This window comes from Catenovulum agarivorans YM01 (genome assembly GCF_000281085.1).
Lineage (GTDB): Bacteria > Pseudomonadota > Gammaproteobacteria > Enterobacterales > Alteromonadaceae > Catenovulum > Catenovulum agarivorans.
Genome location: NZ_JH767546.1, coordinates 38,481 through 39,916, shown reverse-complemented (window position 1 = coordinate 39,916; position 1,436 = coordinate 38,481). Strand labels below are relative to the sequence as shown.

Here is a 1,436-nt window from a genome sequence, read left to right as displayed (position 1 = left end):
GTGTCACGGTCACAATTACTGACGGTACCTCTACGTTAAATCAAACTGTCACTGCGGATGGCTCTGGTGCATGGACAATCAGTGGTAGCGAATTTGACGTTAGTAGCTTTAATAATGGCACCTTAACTGTATCTGCTACCCAAACAGATACAGCGGGTAATACTTCAACAGCCGCAACTCAAGACATCACATTAGATAACTCAACACCAAGTGCTGTGACTATTACTACACCAATAGAAACAGACGGTATTGTTAATGCAGCGGAAGATGCGGATGTATTAGTTGCAGGCTCGGATGCAGAAGCAAATGCAAGTGTCACAGTTACAATTACCGATGGTTCTAGTAGCCTAGATCAAGCAGTGACAGCGGACAGTTTTGGAAACTGGACAATAAGTGGTAGCGAATTTGATGTTACTACATTTAATAACGGCACCTTAACTGTATCAGCAACACAAACAGATACAGCGGGTAATACTTCAACCGCAGCAACACAAGACATTACTCTAGACAACTCAGCGCCAAGTGCACCAAGTATCAGCACACCAATTGAAATAGACAATATCGTTAACGCAAGTGAAGACGATAGTGTACTGATATCAGGCAGTGGCGCAGAAGCCGGTGCGGCGATAACCATTAACATTGGCAGCTTATCGATTCAAACCGTAGCGGATAGCAGTGGTAACTGGACGATAGAAAGTAATGAAATAGATATCTCAGCATTAACCAACGGTACGTTAACCGTGACGGTTACTCAAACAGATGCCGCGGGTAATGAATCAAGCAGTGCAACACAAAATATCACTTTAGACAACGGCGTGCCTGCCGCAGTCACAATTACCACACCAATTGAAACTGATGGTATTGTTAACGCAGCCGAAGACAATGATGTATTAATTGCTGGTAGTGGCGCAGAAAACAACGCGAGTGTCACGGTCACAATTACTGACGGTACCTCTACGTTAAATCAAACTGTCACTGCCGATGCTTCTGGAGACTGGACAATCAGTGGAAGCGAATTTGACGTAAGCAACTTTAATAATGGCACCTTAACTGTATCTGCAACCCAAACAGATGCTGCGGGTAATACATCAACAGCCGCAACACAAAACATTACCTTAGACAATACCGCACCAAGTGCGCTAACTATTACCACACCTATTGAAGGTGATGGATATGTTAATGCGACGGAAGATGAAGATGTCTTGATTGCAGGTTCGGGGGCAGAAGCGGGTAATAGCGTGACAGTTAGCATTACCGACAATAACGCTACGTTAACTCGCACAGTAACAGCGGACGGTTCAGGCAACTGGACAATTTCGGGCAGTGAATTTGATGTTAGTGCCTTTAACAATGGTACTTTAACAGTCTCTGCTACCCAAACAGATACGGCTGGCAATACTTCAACTGCAGCAACTCAAAGCATCACATTAGATAAC

General features: G+C 44.2%; 1 protein-coding gene. It reads left to right on the top strand.

The features are described from left to right. Nucleotides 1-1,436 (top strand): beta strand repeat-containing protein (locus WSC_RS25105; protein ID WP_193352323.1); only part of this gene is annotated, 1,436 nt, incomplete at both ends.